Here is a 17,695-nt window from a genome sequence, read left to right as displayed (position 1 = left end):
CGGCTATTTGCATTTCTTGACATGGTACTAATAAACGGTACCATTCAGATATGAAGCGCAAGCACCAGAAAACTCTGGAAGCAGTCTTTGCTCGCCCTATAAGCGCCAATATCCAATGGCGCGACATCGAAGCATTGTTCACCGAGCTAGGAGCAGAGATATCGGAACGCGAAGGCAGCCGGGTTGCCGTGGTGCTTTTCGGTGAGGTTCGAGTTTTCCATCGCCCTCATCCAAATCCAAATACTGACAAAGGTGCTGTAGCCAGCATTCGCAAGTGGTTAGAGCAGCATAGGGTATCACCATGAATACAATGACTTATGAGGGTTATCACGCCAAAATTGAGTATGACGCAGAGCTAGATACATTTAGAGGTGAAATTCTAGGCTTGAATGGCGGCGCAGATTTCTATGGCCGCAACCCAAAAGAACTTCGAGCAGAATTCAAGAAATCGTTGCACGTCTTTCTTGAGGTATGCAAAGAGAATGGCATTGAACCTCGCCGTCATTATTCAGGCAAATTCAACCTCCGAATCCCTCCTGAGCTGCATGAACGATTGGCCATTGCAGCGCAAGTAAAAGGCACAAGCGTCAATAAACTCGCGCAAGAGGCACTTCAGAAAGAGTTACGAGATGCCGGCTAAAGCGACCCACCTTCTATGAAAACCGAAACTCACTAAAGTCCGGGGTTTTCATCTCCTTAAAATACCGGCTGGACAGCCACGGATAAAGATTCGGCAACCCCGATTTATCCAGATACCAGCTATTGCAACCGCCGTGATACCAACTGGTGTTTACCACCGCTGCATTCATAGCCTCGTTGTAGTTTTTAAAGGCCTCTTGGGTCGGTGCCATCCACGCCGATTTACGCGCATGCATTTCATTCAAGCAGCGAATAATGTAATCCACCTGTGATTCTGAAATAGCAATGAGAGAGAAATTACCAATCGGCCCGGTTGGCCCTTCCACCATCCAGAAATTAGGAAAACCCGGCATAGCCACAGCACGGTGTGCCCTTGGCGAACCGTCCCACACTTCGCTAAGTTCCTGCCCATTTTCGCCAATAACCTGCGTGGGAAGAATAAAACTACTGGCATCAAAGCCCGTGGCCAACACTAGAATATCCAAGGGATGCAAAACACCATCATTGGTGCGCACGCCTTCAGCTTCTATCCGCTCAATACCCTCGGTAACTACACTGGCGTTTTCACGAGAAATCGCCGGATAAAAATCCGAGCTGTAAATCAGGCGCTTACAACCCACCACATAATCGGGCGTAAGTTTTGCTCTAAGTACGGGGTCGGGCACATATTTTTTGAGATGCCAGCGCGCAATCACATCAATCAATTTCACTAAGGCTTTATTGCCGGCATTAGCGCGCCCCAGTGTGTTTTCTGCATAGGCACGCCAAACCACCTTGCTCAGCACGCTGCGGAAGGGCCACACTTTTCGCAGCCAACGGGTGAAGTTGGAATAGGCTTTTTGCGGCGAGGGCATAACCCACTGAGCGGTGCGCTGAAACAAAGTGAGGTGCTGGGCATCCTTGGTTACAGCGCCAACAATCTGGCACGACGTTGAGCCAGTGCCGATCACACCAATGCGCTTACCGTGATAATCCACACTGTGATCCCAGTGCGCAGAATGAAAAGACGCACCGGCGAAATCATCAAGGCCGGGAATAGCGGGCATTATTGTGCGATGCAAAATGCCCGTCGCTGAAATCACAATATCAAATTGCTCTGGCTCGCTGTTTTGGCCATTGCAGTACAACAGCCAATGGGGCGCTTGATAAACCAAGCGGGTGACCGCCGAATTGAAACGCACAATATCAGTGACACCGTATTTTTGCGCGGTGCGCTCCAGATAGGCTTGAATTTCAGGGCCGTGGGCACAGCGATGATGCCAGTCAGGATTCGGTTCAAAACTGAAGCTATACCAATGCGAGGGAATATCGCAGGCCAAACCGGGATAGGTATTTTCTCGCCAAGTACCGCCCACTTTATCGGCTTTTTCAAAAACCGTAAGTTGAGAAAATCCGGCTTTCCGTAGTTTTACCACCGCCGCGATGCCGGAAATTCCGGCACCGATAATGGCAATGCGCGGTTGCCACGCTGATTGCGCTGAAGCCAATGAGTACCTCCTTATTCTTATAAGGTTTTTAAGTACTCGATAATGGCGAGACGTTCTTGATCGGTCAAGACATCACTAAACACATGACCGCCATTGCCTTGGCTAAACATGGCGGTATTGTAGATTTTGCGGTTCTCAATATCGTCATTGCTCAAGGTTGGCGGATTGGTCACATTCCAGCTTCCCAGCAGGCTGCCGTACAACTCCGAGAGGAAGAACTGACTTTCCAGCCCCAACGGATCGCACTGATACGCAGGAATAGATGCGCCGATTTCACAGCTAATAACTTCGTAATTCCAACCCATTTTTTCTTGGTTATAGCCTTTGCTGAAATCACTTTCAAAACCCATTACCACTTGGCCAACTTGGTCGGCACGGGCTTCTTTGGACTGGCGCTTCCAAATGCTTGGACGTTCCGACGATTTCAACAAGCCCCACATATCGGGCACCGAACCGTTGTGTAGATAAGGCGCTGTTGCCCACACACCATACAGTGGCGGCGCAGCATAACCGATGGGGCGATCATTGCCGTTAGCATCAGGCTGCATACCGGGAATATTTTGCACACCGCAGTTATCAATGCCCTCTACACCTTGAGTTTCGGGATAGCCCACTGAGGTATTTGAATTTGCCTCATTCGTCCCCTCATTGTAGGTGTCAGAACGTACGCTATCCGTCTGGATAATTGCCAGTGGCACCACATAACTGGCGATCCCCTCTAGTGCCGGATCTCGCAAATAAGCCGTATCGTTGATATAGCGTGGTGAATACGCACCGTGACAGCTTGCACATGAACCGTTACCGCCCATGGGCCGAGGAATATCGGTATTTAATCCATCCGCCCACAGGTTTTTGCTGTGGAACAAAATCGCTCCCTGCTCTGCCAGAGCCATGTCGATAGTTCCGGGATATTCCGGAGAGCGGCGCGACATAATGTAGTGGTCGCCATCCTGCACGTGGGCGCTGACCCAGCCCCCGTTGCGCTGCTGATCTGGAATACCCTGCTTGTCTGTCAGCAGCGGCGTAAACAGAGCATAGTCCACCCGCACTGCATCGCCGGGGAACATCGCATCAACAAACTTCACCGGACGTCGGCCCACATTCCACCAAGCGGGCGTATCGCCCGTACCGGTTGCGCCGTTTTGAACCACATCCGCCAACTGAGTTTCAGACTGCACTCCACTCGCTGCCGTAATATTTGAGAACTGCGCATTATTGGTGCCGCGCACACGACCGGCCAAACCGGCACGGTCAATCAATACCCCAGCAATAGAACCCAGCGCAGCAAAATCACGTGAGCTGACCGTGGCATCCAACATCGCACCGCCAGCACCGTTGTGGAATTGGTCGCCAATTTGAACACTGTGACAGCCCTGACAGTTTGTACTGATTTCACCGGTATAACTGCCATCGGCATTGCGGGTTTGAATCAGACCATAGGGAAGATGCCCGGAACCACCATTGGTCGCGTTGGGGTCTTCATTGCCTACGGGATAAGGATACTCGGCAGAGGGCGCACCAAAACCATAGCGCTCAGCCACCAGCTCATCGAAATTATCTGGGCGACCGGGTAAGCCCCAGGTAATCCATAAATTGTTGTACTGCTGTGCGGTCAGCGCCGCAACGGGGTGAGGATTGTCACCGCCAAAGGTAGTTGCCGGACGAATAATTGCGCCAGCATCAACGTGATTTAACCAATCGGGATAGCGTTTGAATTCGCCGTTTTCGTCTTCCATGGGATCTTCACCCATGATGACAGCACCGCGATCGATACTGGCTTTAAACTCGCCACAGGTTTCGGGATGAGGATATTCCCCCACCAATTCTGGGTCCATATGGCAATCGCGCCAGAAGGCGTTGTAATAAACGGCCCGACCATCGTTATAACCCGCTCGAACTAGAGAGCGAGGATCGACAGGTAGCTCCGCATCTGGGTTCCAATTATTGGCCTCGCAAAAATCGACCCAGCCATGACCACCATGAGCGCTCTGAATCAACGGCTCCAGCTCAATACCGCCACCATCGCCATTGCTGCCGGTACACGCCACCGGATCATCCCAGCAGGAAAACAAGGTTTCCACAGCTTGATACACCGCGCCGTTTACCGGCCAAGGCTTACCACCACTGTGAGGCTCGCTGGCATCACTGGCTTCCACCAGAATCGCGTTATCAGTAACGCCGCCGCCCAAACCCTGCCATGAGGCGAAGAAATTCTGGTAATCCTGAGTCATATTCGAGCTCAGCATAAATGCCCTGCCGTCATCGACATCACCCACACCGCCGGGGATATGACAGGTACGGCAAAAACCTACCGCACTTTGCAGATTATTTTCGAAGAAGGTTTGCGGCTCAAAATCGCCACCACCGCCGCCATTGCCGTCACCGGGAGCAGGAATACTGTTTGTGGAACCGCCGCCACCGCAGGCGCTTAATAGAATTGCCAGACCCAGTCCGGACAGGATTTTATTAGCAGACATGTACAACTCCGACCACGTTCCAGCGCCACGGGCTTTATTGCCGTTATCAGTGCGCTGCTTATTAGATTTATATGCACATTATTCTTGAATTGTGTAAATACGGATTTGCCGAAGGTGACAGGAATTGTTTTGAGATACGCAATCCGAAAACAAAAAACGCCGGCACAGAGCCGGCGCAAAGAGGACAAACACAACTATTTAAAACAAGTTAAAGCGTTTTTAGGTATTCGATGATGGCCTTTCGCTCGGTGTCGGTTAAGACATTAGTGAATGTGTGGCCTGCATTACTCTGGCTATGCATACCGGTGTTATAAATCTTACGGGCTTCAATATCCTGCTTTGTTAACACCGGGGGATTAGTCACATTCCAGCTCAGTAATATACTGTCGTAAAACTCCTTAACAACTGGCTCAGCTGTGGATAGCGCCGTTTCCAACAAGCTACACTCCAGCGCGTTGCTACCAAGACAGTCAATTTCTTCATACATCCAGCCCATAACTGTCTCATCAAATGCGTCAAGACCAGAATCAAAACCCATTACAAAATTGCTGCCGAGGTCATTTGTTTTGGAATTTCTACGCCAGACTGGAGGACGTACTTCGCTATTCAGTACGCCTTCAACCGAGGGCACAGAGCCATTATGAAAATACGGCCCCGTCGCCCAAACCCCATAAAGTGGGGGCGCAGCGTAACCTAAAGCACGATTTTCTCCACGGTGATCGGTTTGCTGGCCATCTAAATTTTGTGCTCGACAATCCCCACTATTGAAATTGCCATTCTGATCAGTGGACTCATCTAAGCCAGCAGTTTCGGCGTAGAAAATATACTCCTCTGAATTTCCCTTATTTACGCCAGAGTTATAACTGCCCTCACTATCGCCCCCGATTTCTCCAGAGTTCATCGCGGATAGATAATCGTAGGTAGAGGCCATATAGGTATCAAATCTTACTCGATCAGTCCCGATTGCATTAATAGGAACGACATAACTAGCGATACCTTCCATCGACTTATCATCCAAATAATCTGGATCATTTACGTATCGAGGGGAATAGACGCCATGGCAACTTGCGCAAGATCCGTTACCGGTATACCCCTTGCTTTCCATTTCATCCCAAGCCGCAACGGCCTGCTCTTGCCAAGTGCCGGCTTCAGCTGATTCATTAAGCAAAGCCTCTCTCAAATCTTTACTATGGAATAAAATGGCACCAGCCTCAGCAAGACCAAAGTTGATATCAAAGGGATATTCCGGTGATTTCAGCGTCATCAGCCAGTGATCGGCATACTGTGCATTTTCCCCTACCCAACGCACAGCAAACTCAAATGAACTTTGTGAGCTACTGGTAGACTCAGAGTCAGGCTCTTCACTATCACCACCCTCTCCTTGGCCAATTGTGCTTGCCCCAGTAAGGAAGTTATACCAATCCGTTTCGGTCATATTTGCTGGGTTTTGCTGAAAGCCACAGGACATCCAATCATCAAAGTCAAATGGTCCACCATACAAATATGCCTCACAAGGCTCACTCGGATAGTAAGCAAAACCCGTTTGCTCACTAAACTGCTTCCAACCAGAAAGGAAGCACTCCGCTTGAGCCTCAGAATCTGACGCTATCGCCGGATTTTCACAAGCCGAGGTATCAAAGCCTGTTAGCTCACCAAAATAAGCCCCGCCAGCAAGCATGCACCCCATTGGATTATAGTCTGGGGAGTTTGGCATACAGCTAGACGGTGCCGGAGGAGTAAAGGCAAAGAGAGGGAAAAACAGGGCCATATCGACCCGAACCGCATCACCAGATGTCATCGCATCGACAAACTTTACTGGACGTCGCCCAACATTCCACCATGCAGGGGTGTCACCAGTAGCTGTTGAGCCACTGGTAAGCACATCAATTACACCGGAGGGATCTTCCTCTGTTAAAAGCAAACTTTTGAACTCAGCATTTTCTGAATATATTGCTCCAACGGCAGAAGTCACATTCGAGAATTGAGCATTATTGGTACCACGCACGCGCCCGGAAACACCAACACGATCAAGACCAAAACCCACGCCAACAGGACGATCAGTCTCTGGATCAAAACCGGTCATATACTGAGCGTAGTAGGCATTTACCGCTTCCAAATCCGCCCCAAAGGTTGCCAGATCAAGCATGGCGCCACCACCGCCCCACACAAACTCGGTTCCTATGGTTATGCCGTGACAAGCCTGACAATTAATGCCGATATTGCCGCTGTAATTTCCATTTTCATCGCGAAGCTGAATCAAACCTACGGGAAGTTGCCCAGAACCACCTTTGGTTAAGCGTTTTGTCAATTCTCCATTTTTATCCATAGTCTCGACAAAAGTACTTGGGTCATTAGGGTCCTCACCTTTGAGCGGATAGGGATTATCATAATTTTCATCCCAACCCATGCCATAGCGCTCAGCCGCAATCCGGTCAAAGTTTTCAGGCGGGGTTTGCGCTGCTGGATCCCATACCTTATAAAGCAAGTTGTAAGCATCAGCAGCAATAGCGCCGGCGCTATCGTGTTCATAAGCCGAGAATGTTGATCCCGGACGAATCAGTTCACCCAAGGTATTACAGAAAGGGCTATGCAGAACATTATCTGGATCGGAACAATCCATTCGTGGATCGCCTGGAGCTGGCAGAGGAGTAACGCCCATCACCACTTTGCCACGTTCAATGCTTAATTTAAGCTGGCCGCAAGTTTTGGGGTGAGCCTTCTCGGTGATAATCCCCTCCGAAGTGGCCTGCAATTCTTCAGGCGTGCCATCACCATCTTCATCAATATGACAGTTCTTCCAGAAGGCATTGAAATATGCCGCTTTTTCATCACCTGTCTCATCCCATATGCCCTGATTCACGCCGGGCTTTATCATGGTTCGTGGATCTTCAGGTAATTCGGTATTAGCGCCTACACCGTCAAGATATTCAGTAGTACCTTCAACGAAGCAGGTATCAAACCAAATATGGCCGCCGCGACTACTCCCGAGTAACGGCAGCTTTTCGTCAGGAACTACTCCTTCTACATCGCAGCTTTCACGATCATCCCAGCAGATAAGTAACTTCGTAACATTAACCTGACCCACACTACCCAAAGGCAACTGCTTACCACCTGTATGCGAAGTTTCGGGGTCGCTGGCCATCGACAGGATAGAACTGTCAGAAACACCTTTACCCATATCAACCCAGTCATCATAAAGTTTCAAATAACTGGCATCTGTACTGCTGGAAGTGAACTGTAAGCTTTTACCTTCGTCCTTATCCGCTACACCATTCTGAACATGGCATAGGCGGCAGTCATTTAACGCTGTGTGAACACCGCTCTCATAGAAGTTAAACAGCTGATTTTCGCCTGCGCTTCGCTGCTCGGCGGAACAGCCCTGCGCATCAATTAGAGCAATATCGATAACCGTAGTACCGGGACAAATATCCAAATCATTGAAGACGCCGTCTCTGTCTGGGTCATCGGGATTAGCCCGATCAGCATCTGAACAACCTTGCGAATCAAGACCTACTTGATCAGTCGTCGCAGGACAAAAATCTTGCGCATCGCTGATGCCATCATTATCGCCATCGCGCTGACTAGCACTACATCCCACATCATCTGGATCTTCATCTGCAGGGGTATTATCGCAAGTATCATCTAAATCACTGACACCGTCTGCATCACTATCAAGCTGAGAAAGGCTGCAGCCATTACTATCAGCCGTTTCATTTGCAGGAGTGCTTTCACAGTCGTCATCGCTATTTGCGACTCCGTCACCATCATCATCTGGCGCGGCTAGATCATCGGTAGAACAACCTTGAGCATTAAGGCCAGCTTGATCAACCGTATTTGGACATTGATCTACATCATCATAAATACCATCGCCATCAGCATCGCGCTGGCTAAGCGCGCAACCATTGTGATCAACAGTGCTTCCGCTGGGCGTGGCTGAACAGTCATCCTGCGAGTTAGCTACTCCATCGCCATCATCGTCGGGCTCTGCACGATCGTCATCAGAACAGCCATTGGCATCTAAGCCGGTGGTATCAGTGGTGTTTCGGCAATGATCTAAATTATTTGTTACGCCATCATCATCGCTATCCGCCAGCTCGCAATGATTCATATCTTCCCAGCAGACAAGGACCTTCTGCATAGCAATATATGGAGCGCTATCTGTCGCCCATAATTTGCCACCGGTATGATCGCCGTATGTATTTGCGGCTTGGGTCAAGATGTCGTTATTGCTTACCCCTCTACCTAAACCGAACCAAGCAAAATGGGTATTTTTTAAATCGTGTATGCCGTCACTATCGAGCATAAAGCCCCGACCTTCTGGCACATCAGCTTGCCCTGACGGTTGGTGACAAGCTCGACAGACAGCAAGATTACTGTCTACATCTGATTCGAAATATGTGGCTATATCTGAATCATCACAGGCATCGCCCAAACCGTTACCATTACTGTCGGCTTGATCTGAATTCGCATTATTAGGGCAGTTATCTACGCTATTGGCTTTGCCATCACCATCCAAGTCACTAGGATCTAGCGTGTCGCAGGCATCACCAATGCCATCACCGTCACTGTCCGCCTGTTCCTCTTCTGGCTCACCCGTATCTTTTAGTGGACAAAGATCGTTGTCGTCATCAATACCATCACCGTCCGAGTCTTTGCTTCTTGAGGCATCTAAGGGAAAAGCATCGGCGGAATCATCTACGCCGTCTTCGTCACTATCACTTTCTAAATCGCTGGTTCCGATTTCGCTCTCTTGGGTTTTGCTTAAGCCATCGCCATCGGCATCGCTGTCGCAGGCATCGCCGCGCTTATCACCGTCTAAATCGTTCTGGTCACTATTCGAAACAGCGGGACAGTTGTCGGCATTGTTTGGAATACCGTCGGCATCATCATCGGCTTCTTGCGCAGCTTGATCTGAGCAGCCATTAAATTGAGCAACACCTTTTTGATCAGGGCATTCATCAACCGCATCGTTTACACCATCAGCATCACTATCGACACCACCATCATTGTCGTAATGCTCATCGCTAATATCTTTTTGTACCGCGTCAATATGAGCAGCGGCTGTCTCAGCGGAAACCAAAACACGGCTACCCCCTTGCTCTTCACGCTTATCAATAACGAATTCACTGATGGGCAAAGTTTCAAAATTACTTCCAGCTAACTCACTAGCTGTAAAATTCAACTCGCCGGCCTTACTTTCCGCTTCAGCAATCAGCGCCGGTGTTAGCGTAATGCCGTTATCTGGATTTTGGTCGGCATCAAGAGACAGAAGCAGCCGCGCCAAATTGATCTCGAAGGCGTCTTTCTGCGAATTAGTCAGCCCAGTTGTATTTGCGGCAAGGGTTTTAAGAGTGACAAAAGGCTGGCCTTGGGCGCGCCCAATTTCTTTACCCGCAAAGAAAAAGCGAATGGTCTCACCTTCAAGATATTCAAATTCCCCCTGGGCATTGGTGTACAACACCTCGCTCGAATTTGCGCGGCGATACGGCACGCCAATAAGGTGATTGTCTAGCAGAAGGCCTGTTTTTAAGGTGTTATCCGTTGGCGATGGCTTATCGCCTCCGCCACCGCCGCCGCAAGCAACAAGTACGCAGGACAGAAAAACCATTGGCACATTCAACAGGATCCGCTTCATATCTTTACCGTTATTCGCTTTATATTTATCTGATGTTCACTGAGCAAAGAGGGAGCGCTCAGGTAAACTTTTCTGCATTTCTTATTTTTATTTTTCGGCTAGGACTACTGCCACCGAGGTATAAAAAATTTCCAGAATGAAGGGTAAGAGGTTTAGCTAGGAATGAATTGTCTCAACAATGCACATATGTGTCTTTGTGCGCCACGGGCTTAAGCGGAGTGTGAGAAGAGCCGAATTAAGACTGAATTACCTGCCCATCTGGTGCCACCAAAAGAAAAGGTAACTCAAGCGAATTCAACCAGTTACGAGCTTCAACCTGCCCCTTCAGCATCGCCACAGTTGCACCAGTTCCCGCCAGCAGGCAAAGCGGCGCCACCACGGAAACAGCGGAAAAACTCTCGGTAATTGGCCAGCCGGTTTTAGGGTTGAGAATGTGGCTATAGCGTTGACCATCCACAACCATAAAGCGCTCATAGTCGCCACTGCTGGCAAGGCCGCCGGATTTTAGAGGGAGAACTGCAATCGCATTTTCTGGATCGCGGGGGTGACGAATCCCAATTTGCCACGGGCTGCCATCGGGGTGCGGGCCCATCGCATGTATATCTCCGCCCAACTCAACAAGCCCATATTCAATGCCCGCTTCTCGGCAAATTCGCGCCGCTGAATCCGCCGCCCACTCTTTGCCGAAGCCACCGAAATCCAGTTGCATGCCGGGCTGAGTGAGCAAGATTTGCTGCCCATCCCAGTGCACTTTATCCCAACCGACGAGGGGCAAAATATCAGCGATAGCAGAATCAGAAGGAAGCTGACCCGATTTGAAATCCCAAACCCGGCGCAACACGCCGGAGGTAATATCAAATAAGCCATCACTTTGTTGATAGGCGGTGGCGGCGTAATTCAGGAGTGCTGCCGTTTCAGGATCGACAGCGATTGGGCCGAGCCCTGCCGCCGCATTGATTCGACTAACAATGCTATCGTCGCGATAGCGGGAGTAGGTTTGCTCAATACGGAGCACTTCTGCCTGAGCTAGCTCCGCAGCCTTATTCGCCACTGAGGCCCGCTCGGCATAAAGGCGCAGCTCACAGGGGCTGGCCATGGCGCTAAAGGAATAGCGAAACTCTTTCATATTCAAAGAGCGGCCAAAACTTAGAGCTCCCAGTGAAGGCCCAATGTCAGAATATCGAACTCAACCAAGGCCGGGCTTTCCAGCTCGACTTCCTTCAAAGAATAATCGGCGCTGGCTTTGTAGCTCTCCCATTCCAAATTGGTAGATAGCTTGCCCCAATCCTTGCTGAGTTTTAGGCGAAAGCTAATCGCACCGTAGGGCGAAAGTCGGTAATCCGATGAACCGTAACCGTCGCTGCGCGCATCAATATAATACGGCGCATAAAAGTAGGCCTGGGTTTGACTGTAATAGCGGAACGAGGGCGTTAATTGCCAGTCGTTGGGTAAGTTTTGATACCACGATGCATCAAAGGTATGAGATACCACATCCCAATCATCATCGTAGTAGCGGTAATCCAAATGCAGCGCCGCTTTGGCAGCGGGCACATAGTGGCGCAAACGCCCTTCCAGAATAATCGGCTCGCGCTTATCTGGGCGGCTGTCCATCAGCGCATTGCTTTGATTCACCACCCAGAATTTTTTGTAGGGATCAGAGAGAAAGCCATCGTGAAAAGCCAAACTCAAACTGCCCTGCACTACGGTGCGCGCATTAATAATCTGGCTGATCCCAACAAACATATTCACCGAAGATTTGTCTGCGGTATCCACCCGATCAATCATGGTGCGACCATCAGTGGGTTCCATATGGTCATCACTAATACCAAAGCCCGCACTGAAGGTACGCTGCTTTTCAAACTGTTCGTAATCTACTGCTGCGCCCACATTAAACGCTTGGTAGTCGTTCTCGTCAGAGAAACCCGCTACAGCAGTGATCACGGTTTGCTTGTCGTGAAAGTGCTTCAGGCTGGCCTGAATATCTTTGCGCTCTTCTTTGATACTGGCGCCACTCATTAACTGCACAGGACGCCCCGTATTAACCTGCGGCATGACGATCCAGGGCGACGCGCCACTCATGGTTTCATAAGCAAAATCGATATTCAGTTCCTGATTTTCACCCACGGGTGACACATAGCGGAACAAATGGCTGTCGATTTCATATCGCGATGTCGTTGATCCATTTACCACATTATTACGATCTAAATCGGCCTCACGGTAGGCCGAAAATTTATAGTCCAAGCTGGACTCAGTTGCCGGCGCTGCCGCTTCGGCTTTACTCACAATACCGGGAATAGCGAGCGCCGCCGCACCCAGCGCCAACAGCGCCTGACTGCCTTTATTCTTGTTCTGACCTTGACTCACAATCGTCTCCCCTGATCAGTTACAGCCGCAACCGCCGCCACCTGCGGTAGCGCCACCATTGCTGGTTTCTTTGCTGAAGTACACATGGCTGCGCTGGGCGGCAGTTTGAGCATCGGGATCCCACGCCATTTCAGGGCGAGCCAAATACCCGCGCTCCCAAGGCTTTACCTCGGTAATACCGCAAGCCTGCAGACCTAGGGCCATCACTAAAATCAGCAAGAACTTATTCACTGACCTTCCTCCAATAACTGGATTATTTTTGCTCTTAACTTTTTCTCATCGCCGGAGCGAAAACCTTCGTGGATGTAGCGCACCTGCCCGGTGCGATCAATCAAATAAGCGGTAGGCATCCCTTTCACCCCAAACAACTCCGGCAAGCCCTGTTCGGCGTCGTAAAGTACCGGATAGTCCACCGGCTTCTTCTTCAGAAAGTCGAGACCGTCTTGTTTCTCAGTATCTACATTCACCGCCACCACCCAAAAACCACGGCTGGAAAATTCGGCAAATAAGGTATTTAGGGAAGGCAAAGAAACCCGACACGGCCCGCACCAAGACGCCCAGAAATCGACATAAACCACACTACCCAACAGGTCGGGGCTTTCAAAAAGGTCGCCGGCATTGGCCTGTAGTTGGGGGTTGTCCTGCATTAAGGGGATGCGAAAACGGGGAGCCGCATCATTCACATTTAAGGCGTGAGCAGTGCTAAACAAACCAAAGAAAATGATGAAACTCAGGATTCTGAAAACGGGCACAATACCTTCCTGACAGCAGTTATATTTATAATTCAAAGACTAACGGAATTTGCGCAAAAACAACTGGTTGCAGATGCCGGCCAGTGGCCCAAGGCGACAGGCCCATCTCCACCAGACAAGCCCACAGAAGTGTGGCACAGACTGAGCTAGCCGCAAAGTGCTGGCGCAAAATCCCGTAATGGCAGTAATTCGCCGCCAAATTATGTCCTGATACCCTAATTTCGGCCAAGACTATGATTCTGGGTCTGGGCAAAGCCCGGTTGGGCAAGTAAAGTTGGAAACAATAACAAGCTCGGGGATGTTTAACATGCAGGTTCATCAGTATTTCGATTATCACAGCCGTCGCTTTCCTGAAAACGACTGTCTGATTTTTCAAGGAAAGACCTACAGCTACCAAGACATGCAGACCATGTCTCAGCAGATTGCCAATGGCCTGCTGGCGTTGGGCGTTAAAGCAGATGACCGCGTTGCCGTCCTGTGCGAAAACTGCCCCGAATTCCTCGGCCTGCTCATGGCCTGTAGCCGCATCGGCGCGGTTACCGTACCGCTAAACTATCGCCTTGCCCCACCAGAAACCGCGTTTATTCTGGAAGACAGCAAAGCACACATTTTGCTATCGCCCGATGAAGCCATGAATCCATTACTGGAAGCCATGGCAGAAAGTACCGCCAAACTGCAAACCGTCATTAGCTGCACCACCGCCACTAACTGGCAAAACTGGCTGGCTCAGCAAAGTGCAGAGCCGGTAAAAGTCGATACTTACCAGCAAAAAGGCTTCTTGCAGCTTTACACCAGCGGCACCACCGGCAAGCCCAAGGGCGTGGTACTGAGCCACGCGAATATCTCATCGCTGTTTACCAAGAGCTTGGTGTCTTCAGACAATAAAACCCACGCTGGATCACGCGATCTGGTATGTGCACCGCCATTCCATATCGGCGGCTCTGGCACCCTGCTATTACCAATTTTGGCTGGCGGCAGTGCGGTTCTGCACAAAACGTTTGATCCCTTTGCCGTGGTTAACGATCTGGAAAAATACAAGATCGAAAGCTCGTTTATCGTACCGGCAATGATTCTGGCCATTATTTCTATGGTGCCAGATCTCGACAAGCGCGACTTCAGCTCACTGAAACAAATCATGTACGGCGCCTCACCCATCAGCCCCGCGCTGCTTGAGCAAGCCATCAACATTTTCGGCTGTGACTTCTATCAGGCTTACGGCATGACCGAAACCACCGGCACCATCGTGGTATTGATGCCAGAAGATCACCGCAACGCCCTGAAAGGTCGCCCAGAATTACTCGAATCTGCTGGCCGCCCACAAGCCGGCGTGGAAGTAAAAGTGGTCGACAGCGAAGGCAATATTCTGCCTCCCGGCCAAATCGGCGAACTGTATGTGCGCTCGGAATCGACCATGCTGGGCTATTACAACCGCCCCGATGCCAATGCCGAAACCTTTGAAGATGGCTGGCTGAAAACCGGCGACTCTGCCGAGATCAATGAAGAGGGCTACATCTTCCTGCGCGACCGTATCAAAGACATGATCGTCAGTGGCGCCGAGAACATCTACCCCATCGAAATTGAAAACGCACTGTGCGCCCACCCCGCCATTGCCGACCTCGCCGTTATCGGCATCCCCGATGAAAAATTCGGTGAAACACCGCTGGCTTGCTTGGTGCTCAAACCCGGACAAAGTATCGAAACCGAAGAAATGATCGAGTTCTTACGCGGCAAATTGGCGGGTTACAAAATCCCTCGCCAGTTGAAAATCTACGATGTATTGCCTCGCAACCCATCGGGCAAGATCCTGAAAAAAGATCTTCGCGCGCCCTTCTGGGAAGGCCGTGAGCGTCAAATCAACTAATCTCAGTAAGTTGATTTATTAAAAAAAAATTCCAAGGGCCTTAAGGGCCCTTTTTTATTCTCGATAAAAAAGTACCTCTGATTAAAGCAGCCTCTGATTAAACGAAGAGGCGTATAAAAACAAAATTCGTCCCCCTAATTCACAACCCGCCATCAGGAAACTTGTACTCTGCTAATAACATAAAATGGAGAGTGCACGATGAGCCAAACTGTTCTAGTTACCGGAGCTTCCGGATTTATTGCCCAGCAATTAATCATCGACCTGCTTGAACAGGGGCATAAAGTCCGCGGCACCATTCGCTCGCTAAGCAAAGCCGACACACTAAAAAAGACCCTGGCCGAACACAGCAACCATATCGACAATCTTGAATTGGTCGAAGCGGATCTGGAATCCGACAAAGGCTGGCCCGAAGCCATGCAAGGCATTGATGTGGTTCAACACCTTGCCTCTCCCTTTCCCATGGCGTCACCCAAGAATCCTGACGACCTTATTCGCCCCGCACGTGAAGGCAGTTTGCGCGTATTAAGAGCGGCAAAAGCTGCCGGTGTGAATCGCGTGATTCTAACGTCAAGTTTCGCCTCGGTTGGCTACGGCTGGGGCGACGCCCTACCAGAAATGACTACCGAAAAAGACTGGACCAATACCGACAACGCCAAAGATTGCACCACTTACGTTGCCTCTAAAACACTGGCAGAAAAAGCCGCATGGGACTACGTAAACGGCGAAGGTAAAGGCATTCAACTCACCACCATTTTACCCGTTGCCGTGTTTGGCCCCATTCGCTCGGCACAAGTCAAAACCTCGGTCAGTGTGGTTTCGCAAATGCTGGCCGGCAAACTGCCCATGTTGCCCAACGTCGGCTTTCAAGTGGTAGATGTACGCGATGTTTGCGCCGCCCATATCGCCGCAATGAACAATCCTGAAACCATTGGCGAACGCTATATCCTCGCCGATGAATTTACCGATATGCAGGGTTTTGCACACATCCTCAAAGAAGGCTTCCCAGATTTGGCCAGCCGTATCGCCACCCGCCGTATGCCCAACTGGCTGGTACGCTTTGGCGCGCTGTTTAACGGCGAGCTAAAGACCATGACGTTGGAATTAAACAAACGCAGACAGGGTTCTTCTCAAAAAGTTAGAGCACTACTAGGACGGGAATTGATTAGCAGCAAAGAAGCCATCTTGGCCTCGGGCGAGACCTTAATTAAATACAAAGCGGTTTAAGGTTTGGGGGCGGTTTACCTGCCCCCATCACGAAGGCAACCTGTATTCACTAGCCGTCACCCTTTAGGCAACGGCAGCAACAATATTTTTCAGTTCTTTCATTCGTTTCGAACGCTTATTTACCAAGATATCGTCGTTGATCTTGAGAATGATGCCTTTAATGAGATCAGTGGTATTCTCGATTTGAGAAATGGCTTTCAAGGCATCAAGTTCTTCGAGAATCCTGCGTCCTTTTAACGAAAGCCGCTTATCTGCTTTACCCTGAGCAAGCTCACTCTGCAAGAGGTTCACTATTTTTTGAGCGGCCTTTTCGTCCGATGCAAGAGCATGTATATAGTATTTCATCAAGCTCGGCACAAAATCAGTTGAGCCACCCAACTCATATGTAGCCAGATTCAAAATATCCACCAAATGCGCTGGCAATCGGCTTTCAATCGGCTTGCGTTGAGCGTCCAATTGTTTTTTGACCGCAGGCGTAGATTGATGTGGTAACAAACAGACCTGGTCACATTTATCACAGATACCGACTAGCACGTTCTTCACCACACCAGAGCCGTCACTGAACGGAACATCCCGCAATTTGAAGGTCGCATTTTCAAGCGAACGGCAGTGCTCACAGATCGCCTTTTGCGAATCGCCCACTTTGAAAATTTTCATAACGCCACCTCAGTGATGCACACTAATAAATACGCTGTTGGGCTCAATGAAATACCACTTGATGTACCAGTCTTCGTCACCATACTTGGTTTTGATAATGTGGACTTCCACATCGTCAACCACATGATGGGGGCTAGAGCTATATTGGCTTCCTCGTGACCGCCCAATTATGGTCGCAACGTCATCCAGTGAAACTTGGCCGGTTGCCAATAGATTCTTAACATCAATATCTGCCCTTTCCTGGTGAGAAACCGCGCCATCCTTCAGGCAAGCCAAAACTTGTGCCTTAACGTCCTTGTACCCCATACGCCCTCCAAATTGTACGACATTTATCGTACATTTCAATTGGCAAAGCTACACCAACATATCCATTTGTTAAATTAGTATACAAAATCAATACCTTAGCCACACTGAGATTGCACCCCTCAACTTCATTGTAAAGCCTGTGCATCAAAGCTAAAAAATCTGTGACTTTTAGACTCAGCGAAGACATGTTTGACTATTTCAAGGAGATGGCAAAGGGCTCTGGCGTTCCCTGCCAAAGTTTGATTAATTTATATCTGCGCGATTGCGCCACTTAGAAGCGAAAGCTGGACATT

General features: G+C 49.8%; 14 protein-coding genes. 5 read left to right on the top strand and 9 right to left on the bottom strand.

Features of this window, described 5'->3' with window-relative positions; all coding sequences use genetic code 11:
- Window positions 1–50: 50 nt before the first annotated feature.
- Together IB286_RS07650 and IB286_RS07645 are read left to right on the top strand one after the other, a co-directional pair.
- Window positions 51–305: a type II toxin-antitoxin system HicA family toxin gene (locus tag IB286_RS07650; RefSeq protein WP_190764161.1), complete on the top strand. Its 255-nt coding sequence runs from the start codon at window positions 51–53 to the stop codon at window positions 303–305.
- Window positions 302–640, top strand: a complete 339-nt coding sequence (locus IB286_RS07645) for a type II toxin-antitoxin system HicB family antitoxin (protein WP_190764159.1) — start codon at window positions 302–304, stop codon at window positions 638–640. The genes IB286_RS07650 and IB286_RS07645 overlap by 4 nt, the downstream gene beginning before the upstream one ends.
- A 13-nt stretch (window positions 641–653) precedes the next feature.
- Here IB286_RS07645 and IB286_RS07640 read toward each other — a convergent pair whose 3' ends face one another.
- The 7 genes from IB286_RS07640 to IB286_RS07610 all read right to left on the bottom strand — a co-directional run bounded on the left by IB286_RS07640 (window position 654) and on the right by IB286_RS07610 (window position 13,354).
- Complete coding sequence (locus tag IB286_RS07640) at window positions 654–2,126, bottom strand: flavin-containing monooxygenase (protein WP_190764151.1); 1,473 nt, start codon at window positions 2,124–2,126, stop codon at window positions 654–656.
- A 17-nt stretch (window positions 2,127–2,143) separates the two neighbouring features.
- The gene (locus IB286_RS07635) at window positions 2,144–4,603 is read right to left on the bottom strand and encodes a c-type cytochrome (RefSeq protein WP_190764149.1); all 2,460 of its coding nucleotides are present in this window, start codon (window positions 4,601–4,603) and stop codon (window positions 2,144–2,146) included.
- Window positions 4,604–4,811: 208 nt separating this feature from the next.
- Window positions 4,812–10,238, bottom strand: coding sequence for a thrombospondin type 3 repeat-containing protein (locus IB286_RS07630; protein WP_190764147.1), 5,427 nt, complete (start codon window positions 10,236–10,238; stop codon window positions 4,812–4,814).
- Window positions 10,239–10,473: 235 nt separating this feature from the next.
- A complete protein-coding gene (locus IB286_RS07625; protein WP_190764145.1) occupies window positions 10,474–11,364 on the bottom strand; it encodes an FAD:protein FMN transferase in 891 nt (296 codons plus the stop codon).
- A gap of 20 nt (window positions 11,365–11,384) precedes the next feature.
- Entirely contained in the window at window positions 11,385–12,602 is a 1,218-nt protein-coding gene (locus IB286_RS07620) for a DUF3570 domain-containing protein (RefSeq protein WP_190764143.1), read from the bottom strand.
- Between the two features lie 15 nt (window positions 12,603–12,617).
- Window positions 12,618–12,833, bottom strand: coding sequence for a DUF4266 domain-containing protein (locus IB286_RS07615; protein WP_317889725.1), 216 nt, complete (start codon window positions 12,831–12,833; stop codon window positions 12,618–12,620).
- Window positions 12,830–13,354: a TlpA family protein disulfide reductase gene (locus IB286_RS07610; RefSeq protein WP_190764141.1), complete on the bottom strand. Its 525-nt coding sequence runs from the start codon at window positions 13,352–13,354 to the stop codon at window positions 12,830–12,832. The genes IB286_RS07615 and IB286_RS07610 overlap by 4 nt, the downstream gene beginning before the upstream one ends.
- A 307-nt stretch (window positions 13,355–13,661) precedes the next feature.
- On the opposite strand from IB286_RS07610, the gene IB286_RS07605 reads away from it, so the two are divergent.
- The gene (locus tag IB286_RS07605) at window positions 13,662–15,215 is read left to right on the top strand and encodes a long-chain-fatty-acid--CoA ligase (RefSeq protein WP_190764139.1); all 1,554 of its coding nucleotides are present in this window, start codon (window positions 13,662–13,664) and stop codon (window positions 15,213–15,215) included.
- Between the two features lie 198 nt (window positions 15,216–15,413).
- Window positions 15,414–16,439, top strand: coding sequence for an SDR family oxidoreductase (locus IB286_RS07600; RefSeq protein WP_190764137.1), 1,026 nt, complete (start codon window positions 15,414–15,416; stop codon window positions 16,437–16,439).
- Window positions 16,440–16,502: 63 nt separating this feature from the next.
- Here IB286_RS07600 and IB286_RS07595 read toward each other — a convergent pair whose 3' ends face one another.
- Both IB286_RS07595 and IB286_RS07590 read right to left on the bottom strand, forming a co-directional pair.
- Window positions 16,503–17,096: a hypothetical protein gene (locus IB286_RS07595; protein WP_190764135.1), complete on the bottom strand. Its 594-nt coding sequence runs from the start codon at window positions 17,094–17,096 to the stop codon at window positions 16,503–16,505.
- Between the two features lie 9 nt (window positions 17,097–17,105).
- The gene (locus IB286_RS07590; protein ID WP_190764133.1) at window positions 17,106–17,402 is read right to left on the bottom strand and encodes a hypothetical protein; all 297 of its coding nucleotides are present in this window, start codon (window positions 17,400–17,402) and stop codon (window positions 17,106–17,108) included.
- A gap of 137 nt (window positions 17,403–17,539) precedes the next feature.
- Here IB286_RS07590 and IB286_RS15790 point away from each other — a divergent pair, with 137 nt between their 5' ends.
- The gene (locus tag IB286_RS15790; protein WP_223826228.1) at window positions 17,540–17,677 is read left to right on the top strand and encodes a CopG family antitoxin; all 138 of its coding nucleotides are present in this window, start codon (window positions 17,540–17,542) and stop codon (window positions 17,675–17,677) included.
- Window positions 17,678–17,695 lie beyond the last annotated feature (18 nt).

This window comes from Spongiibacter pelagi (genome assembly GCF_014705705.1).
Taxonomy (GTDB): Bacteria; Pseudomonadota; Gammaproteobacteria; order Pseudomonadales; family Spongiibacteraceae; genus Spongiibacter; species Spongiibacter pelagi.
Note: the sequence above shows the minus strand (reverse complement) of the source record. Positions and strands in the feature narration are given on the sequence as shown.

Coding starts and splice junctions, on each gene's coding strand:
- IB286_RS07650 (WP_190764161.1), top strand. CDS start 51: ATGAAGCGCAAGCACCAGAAAACTCTGGAAGCAGTCTTTGCTCGCCCT.
- IB286_RS07645 (WP_190764159.1), top strand. CDS start 302: ATGAATACAATGACTTATGAGGGTTATCACGCCAAAATTGAGTATGAC.
- IB286_RS07635 (WP_190764149.1), bottom strand. CDS start 4,603: ATGTCTGCTAATAAAATCCTGTCCGGACTGGGTCTGGCAATTCTATTA.
- IB286_RS07630 (WP_190764147.1), bottom strand. CDS start 10,238: ATGAAGCGGATCCTGTTGAATGTGCCAATGGTTTTTCTGTCCTGCGTA.
- IB286_RS07625 (WP_190764145.1), bottom strand. CDS start 11,364: ATGAAAGAGTTTCGCTATTCCTTTAGCGCCATGGCCAGCCCCTGTGAG.
- IB286_RS07605 (WP_190764139.1), top strand. CDS start 13,662: ATGCAGGTTCATCAGTATTTCGATTATCACAGCCGTCGCTTTCCTGAA.
- IB286_RS07600 (WP_190764137.1), top strand. CDS start 15,414: ATGAGCCAAACTGTTCTAGTTACCGGAGCTTCCGGATTTATTGCCCAG.
- IB286_RS07595 (WP_190764135.1), bottom strand. CDS start 17,096: ATGAAAATTTTCAAAGTGGGCGATTCGCAAAAGGCGATCTGTGAGCAC.
- IB286_RS07590 (WP_190764133.1), bottom strand. CDS start 17,402: ATGGGGTACAAGGACGTTAAGGCACAAGTTTTGGCTTGCCTGAAGGAT.